Origin of the sequence: Spirulina sp. CS-785/01, assembly GCF_028330525.1 — a bacterium.
In the GTDB taxonomy this organism is placed as follows: domain Bacteria; phylum Cyanobacteriota; class Cyanobacteriia; order Cyanobacteriales; family Spirulinaceae; genus JAQMSD01.
On the sequence record NZ_JAQMSD010000224.1, the window covers coordinates 1 to 6,455 of the forward strand.

Below are 6,455 nucleotides of genomic sequence, written 5' to 3' on the forward strand. Positions count from 1 at the left end.
GATGGGGGAGATGGAGGAGATGGGGGAGATGGGGGAGATGGGGAGTAACAACTGTTTATTGTTTATTGTTTACTGTTCCCTGTTCCCTTTTTCACAAAGAACAAACAACAAAGAACAAAGAACAAACATGACTCAAGTATCACGGTGGTTTTCTATGGTTGGCCTCACTCTGTTACAGCTAGGGGTGATGCTGGTTAGTCCCGTTTGGGGGGCGGAGGAGATTTTTCTGCGTTATGGGCCTCTGGAGTTTTCTTTGGATCGGGAATCGTTGGAAAATTATGCCTATGAGGGGGAAGTGGGGGCGGATTTGGCCCCGTTTACTCGTCGTTTGACTTGGGAACAACAAGCGCAGTTGCGGGAGGTGTTGAAAAGTCGCGCTGATCTCGATGCGGTGGCGGTGTCTCAGTTTTTTTATTCGACGCAGGGTGAGGCGATTTTAGAGTTGTTGGGCCAGGTGATTCAAACGCGAAAAGGCCAGTCGGGGTTTTATGCGTTGCGATCTGCTTTGATTTTGGCGGCGGCCAGTGAGGAGGGGTTAACGCCGTTAAGTGTGATTCAGGCGTTTCCGACGCGGGAGATTCAGATTAATTCGGCGTTTGCGTTTGAGTTGTTGAATCAGGTGAGTCAACGGATCGCGGCAACGGAGGATGCGATCGCAATGATTCAAGAAAAGGCCCAACAGTCTGCACAACACGCCTCAAACCGGAAGTTTCCCCTCAATCTCGGTCAGGCGGCCAATTTCCCCTATACCAAGGAAACTCTACTCCTCAATGATGTTGCCCGTCGTCGGGCTTTTTTTAGTGATCTCTATCTCCCCCAAGTTACGGGAAGTCGTCGGTTACCTCTAATTGTCATTTCCCACGGGTTGGGGTCCAATCGACAAACTTACGCCTATTTAGCCCAACATTTAGCCTCTCATGGCTTTGCGGTGGCTGTGCCGGAACATTCGGGGAGTAATGCCCAACAACTCGAAGCTTTGGCCGCCGGGTTAGCACGGGATATTAGCCCTCCCCAGGAGTTTCTTGATCGCCCCTTGGATGTTAAGTTTTTACTGGATCAATTAGCACAGACTTATCGCGATCGCTTGAATACTCAAAATGTGGGCATTATTGGCCAATCTTTTGGCGGTTATACGGCTTTGGCCCTAGCGGGGGCGAGTCTCAATTTTGAGCAACTTCAACAGGACTGTCAAGAGAGTAATTTGTCTTATTCTCTCAATCTCTCGATTCTCCTACAATGTCCGGCCCAAACACTTTCCTCGGAACAAACTAATTTTCGAGATGAACGAATTAAGGCGGCTTTTGCTATTAATCCTGTCACCAGTCGCATTTTTGGGGACACGATAGAAGAAATTAAGATTCCGGTGGCGGTTGTCACCAGTAGTGATGATACGGTAGCCCCGGCTTTGCCGGAACAAATTCAGCCCTATCAACAGCTAACGAGTCCTGACAAGTATTTAATTTTGTTAGAAAATGGGACTCATTTTTCAACGTTGGGGGGAACGGATGCTGATGTGGAATTACCGGAACAAGTGGTCGGCCCTGATCCCAAAATTGCTTATGAGTATATGCAAGCTCTCAGTTTGGCGTTTTTTGGCACTCATCTCTTATCTGAAAGGCCCTATGAAGCCTATCTCAATTCCGCTTATACTCAGCGTATTAGTCAGGAGGAGATGCCGTTGTGGGTGATTAATAATTAATAATGTCTGTTGTGTATTTAAATTGGTATGTGATAGGAAGGAACAGCCCTTCGGCTTCGCTACCCCTGACGGGACGCTAACGCAGGGCAAGGGAACAGGGATTAGGGAACAGGGATTAGGGAACAGGGAGTAGAGTATTTTTTTCATTTGAAGAAACCTAGTTTAAAAGTGTTTTACCTTAATGGATAATTAAGAATGGATAACAAGAAAGTCGAACCGACAACTAACAACAAAGCACAAACAATAAACAACCAACAACCAACAACCAACAACTCACCACAAATAACCGCCATTTTATTTGACTTAGATGGTACATTAACTAATACCGATAACTTGCATTTTCAGACTTGGCAGGAAGTGTTGTCGGAAATTGGGATGGAAATTGATCGGGAGTTTTATGATCAGCGTATTTCGGGGCGGATGAATGCTGCGATCGCGCAAGATATCCTTCCCCATCTTCCCCTGCAAGAGGGGATTAACTTGGCCGCAGAAAAAGAAAATCGCTTTCGGCAACGGGGAAAAACGCTACAACGCCTACCTGGACTGGATCAGATGCTCGCTTGGGCTTCCCAACGACAATTAAAACAGGCCGTCGTTACTAATGCCCCTCGCCAAAATGCCACATTTATGTTAAATTCGCTACACCTTGCCGATTATTTTCCGGTTGTCGTCTTAGCAGAAGATGTGCCTCACGGGAAACCCCACGCTGATCCCTATGTAGAAGCCTTAAACCGCTTGGGAGTGTCTTATCAAGAAACGATCGCTTTTGAAGATTCTCCGTCAGGGGTGCGATCGGCAGTCGCTGCACAACTTTATACTATCGGAGTTGCGTCAACTCATTCCCCTAGCAGTCTCACCGAGGCCGGGGCCCAACAAGTCATTGGGGATTTCACGGATTCATCGTTATGGGGTTGGCTCAATTCTTTAAGGTAATTTTAGGGATTTTGTGCAGATTTTGACTCTCTTTTTTCAGTAAACTAAACTCGTCTTTACCCACCCCTGCCCATGTCTGCCCAATTGTCAACCCGTCTGCTTCACTTTTTACAAGAAGAATTAGCCCTCCCCTCGGAGTCTATTCAGTTTGTCTCTCGTCATCATCAACTGACTGTCGATTCTTTCCCCATGATTCTTTGGCAGTATGGGTTGGTCAATCTCGAACAGTTAGATAAGATTTTAGAATGGCTGGAAATCAATGGTTGGGCTTTGGCCACGCGACCTGCCAATAAAGCGTGAACGGAATCTATGGTGAATTCAAGACTGATCAAACTCGCAACTTATTTACGGCCTCATTGGAAAACGATGGCCTTGGGGATTATTGCCCTATTTATTGTCAATGTGATTAGTGTGTATATTCCTCTTTTAATTGGCGATGCAGTCGATCAGTTACAAGGGGCATTAACGCTACAAAGCATTTTACGATTTGTAGTTTTAATTGTTATAGCAGCTTCGGTGATGTGGGGAATTCGGATGTTTTCTCGCACTACCATTTTTGGGATCGGTCGTCAAGTCGAATATGAGTTAAAACAAAAGATTTTTCAACATCTTTTAAGACTTGAACCGTCTTATTTTTTCACCAATAGTATTGGTGATTTAATTAATCGGGCCACCAGTGATGTGGATAATGTTCGGCGGTTATTAGGCTTTGCGATTTTAAGTTTAACCAATACCCTATTTGCCTATACATTAACCCTTCCAGTAATGTTAGGCATTAATGCAAAATTGAGTTTAGCCGCGTTAGCCGTCTATCCGTTGATGCTGGGGGCAGTACAATTTTTTAGTGGTCGTCTCCGCAATGAACAGCGAGAAGTACAAGAAAATTTATCCGATCTCAGTCAACTCATTCAAGAGGATATTAGTGGCATTTCGCTCATTAAAATTTATGCCCAAGAGGAAAACGAGAAAAAAGGCTTTGGGGACAAGAATGAGAGTTTATTAAACGCCAATTTAAAATTAGCCAGAACCCGCAATTTATTATTTCCCATCATTGAAGGATTGGTATATTTATCCTTAGTGCTTTTACTCTGGTTAGGGTCTGGGGCGATTGAAGCGGGTACAATTACCATTGGGAATTTTGTCACCTTAATTATTTATGTAGAACGGTTAGTTTTCCCCACCGCCTTACTGGGATTTACTATTACCGCCTATCAACGGGGAGAAGTGAGTATTGACCGCATTGAAGCGGTGTTGAACAGTGAACCCCAGATTAAAAATGATGAAAATGCGATCGCATTACCCCCCGAACTCATCGAAGGCAAAATTAGCGTTCAAAACCTCTCCTACACCTATCCCGGTTCTCGAAACCCCGCTTTATACAAACTGAACTTTACCATCCAACCCGGTGAAACCATCGCCATTGTGGGATCAGTGGGGTCTGGAAAATCAACCTTAGCCAATGCCATTCCCCGTTTACTCAATATCGAACCAGGGATCGTCTTTCTCGATGGTTTTGATGTGACGAAAATCCGTTTACGGGACCTACGAGAAGCCATTGCCTATGTCCCCCAGGATAGTTTCCTCTTTAGTACCCAAATTCGGGACAATATCCGCTATGGTATCCCGGTGGCGGAACAGCCAGAAGTGGAAAATGCAGCCCAACAAGCGCAAATTCACCCAGAAATCCTCAATTTCCCCAAACAGTATGACACCCTAGTGGGAGAACGGGGCATTACGCTTTCTGGGGGACAACGACAACGCACTTCTCTGGCCCGGGCGTTGTTAATTGATGCACCTGTATTAATTCTCGATGATGCCCTCTCTAGTGTCGATAATCAAACCGCGACGGAGATTTTAGAGACGCTTTCCGGGGAAATTGAGGGTCAAACGGTGTTATTTATTTCTCACCAACTCTCGGCAGCGGCCACAGCAGACCGAATTTTTGTCATGGACCAAGGGCAAATTGTCCAAATTGGCACTCATGAGGAATTAATCAATCAAACAGGGTTATATCAGTCTCTCTGGAAACAACAACAGTTGGAGGAAGTGTTGCAGTAGTTGGTAATTAAGAATTGGTCAGTTGAGAAACCGGGTTTCTGTGCAAAATTGTGGCAAAACATGATCAATTTAGATAGAAACCCGGTTTCTTCCCCCTTCCGTGATCACCAAGAGCAAATAACCAACAATATAAACAACAACAAACAACCCAGCCCCCGTCAAAATAACGGAGGCTGGGTTGGGTTAGGACTTAGCCATTACATCCACTGATCTTGCCTTTAGTAGAGTTGGCTTTCTTGGGAAACTTCTTCTTGCATTTGTTCCCGTAACGCCCCAGGGAGTAGGACTTCCCCAGAGGGTCGCCAAGACCGCAAACGCTGAATAACGTTGCTGTCTCCCTCACGATACCAAGCGCGGTAATAGACATCATTGGCAGACCGATCTTTCAGGGCGGCCAAGAGTACGTCTTTTTGGTCTGCGCTGGCTTCTTTCTCAAGGAGCGATCGCGCGTCCTCTAAACTAATCCCTTGGAACGTCCGATAACGACTCAAGTCTTGGAGAGAATTATCATGGAACTCCCGATCAAAGCGTAATAAAAGTAATTGCTTGGGTCGGTAGAATTCAAAGCCCCAGGCTTCCTCTAACGCTTGTTGAACCTGATCTGGAGTAGGGAGGGTTTGTTGTTGATACCCTTGGGCGAGAACGTCCGGTAAACTGTCCTCATCGGCGGAACCTACTTTCAACTCCCCAACATTATCCAAGCAGTAGTTATACCATCCCGGCTTCCCGGTGGGGGTTTCCCCATAAGCGCAAAGGAACGGCGATCGCTGGGCATAATACAAACACACCGGATAAACCGTCACTTTTGCTGCATCGCTTAACTCTGCACTCTGATAGGTCAATTGAACCGGAGGAATTGGCACTTGTTGCCAGGCTTCTTTCAGCAGTCCTTGCCATTCCTTCACCCGATCTTGTTGCCCTTGCTGTGCATCATAATCCAAATAGAGGAAGGAACGCGGATACCCTCCTAAAGGAGTATTGAGTGTTTTTAAGGTTTCCTCTAAATTGGGATCAAGTAGGCGCAAGCTATGGGTGGGGGTCACTTCAACCGCGACCATCGACTCGGGAGGAGGCGAGGTGACGCGCCAATAGCGATTGCGTTCCCGCTTCAGCCAACCCAATTGGCTTAAACGGTGTAAATCCCCCTGCAAAGACCGACGAGTTACCGCAAAAGGACGCATCTGTAAATATTGCGCCAGGGTTTCATCGTCGAAATTTTCCTGTTGTTTCAGGGTTTTTTGCCAATGGGGATCGGCCTGTTGGGTTTGCGGAAACAACCATTTTTGGCCCGTATTCGCACAAGGACAAGCCGGATCATGAAGGTCCGGAATGCGATCGCCACGGGGATGCGTAGAACTGACAAACTGATCCCGCCACTCGGCAAAAGTAAACGGTTCTTCGAGCGTCGGCGTTTCATCAATGTAAAGCGACCGTAACTCCACCCAAAGACGAATAGCACGTTGGAAGGTCTGCTTTTGGCGCAGAGACCCTTGTGCCAGTTGTTTGAGGAACTCAATCGTCGGCGGTGGGTTTAAACGATTCGTGAAATTTGCTGAATGATTACTCATTGTTTAAAAAACTCCCTCTTGCTGGAAAAATTTTATTTCCAAGAACTAGAATACCATATATAGCATTTTTATTGGAGTTGTAAACAAAGAGGTCAGAATGGAGTAAAATTAAAATATCGAGAATTCAGGAAAATTGTTATGGAAAGTCAACAAGAACAATATATTCAAGAATTAAATGAATGGATTAAAAAAAATCC

The 6,455-nt window shown here is 45.8% G+C and carries 5 protein-coding genes; 4 read left to right on the forward strand and 1 reads right to left on the reverse strand.

The window, feature by feature from the left end; genetic code table 11:
• Window positions 1-127: 127 nt before the first annotated feature.
• From PN462_RS14700 to PN462_RS14715, 4 genes are all read left to right on the forward strand, one after another.
• The gene (locus tag PN462_RS14700; RefSeq protein ID WP_272129252.1) at window positions 128-1,699 is read left to right on the forward strand and encodes an alpha/beta hydrolase; all 1,572 of its coding nucleotides are present in this window, start codon (window positions 128-130) and stop codon (window positions 1,697-1,699) included.
• A gap of 195 nt (window positions 1,700-1,894) precedes the next feature.
• Window positions 1,895-2,632, forward strand: a complete 738-nt coding sequence (locus PN462_RS14705) for an HAD family hydrolase (protein WP_272129254.1) — start codon at window positions 1,895-1,897, stop codon at window positions 2,630-2,632.
• 72 nt (window positions 2,633-2,704) lie between these two features.
• Window positions 2,705-2,932 (forward strand): DUF2949 domain-containing protein, encoded by a 228-nt coding sequence (locus PN462_RS14710; protein ID WP_272129256.1) that lies wholly within the window; start codon window positions 2,705-2,707, stop codon window positions 2,930-2,932.
• Between the two features lie 9 nt (window positions 2,933-2,941).
• The gene (locus PN462_RS14715; RefSeq protein WP_272129257.1) at window positions 2,942-4,690 is read left to right on the forward strand and encodes an ABC transporter ATP-binding protein; all 1,749 of its coding nucleotides are present in this window, start codon (window positions 2,942-2,944) and stop codon (window positions 4,688-4,690) included.
• A gap of 218 nt (window positions 4,691-4,908) precedes the next feature.
• Here the strand turns inward: PN462_RS14715 and PN462_RS14720 are convergent, their stop codons facing one another.
• Complete coding sequence (locus tag PN462_RS14720; RefSeq protein ID WP_272129258.1) at window positions 4,909-6,258, reverse strand: TIGR03985 family CRISPR-associated protein; 1,350 nt, start codon at window positions 6,256-6,258, stop codon at window positions 4,909-4,911.
• Between the last annotated feature and the right edge of the window lie 197 nt (window positions 6,259-6,455).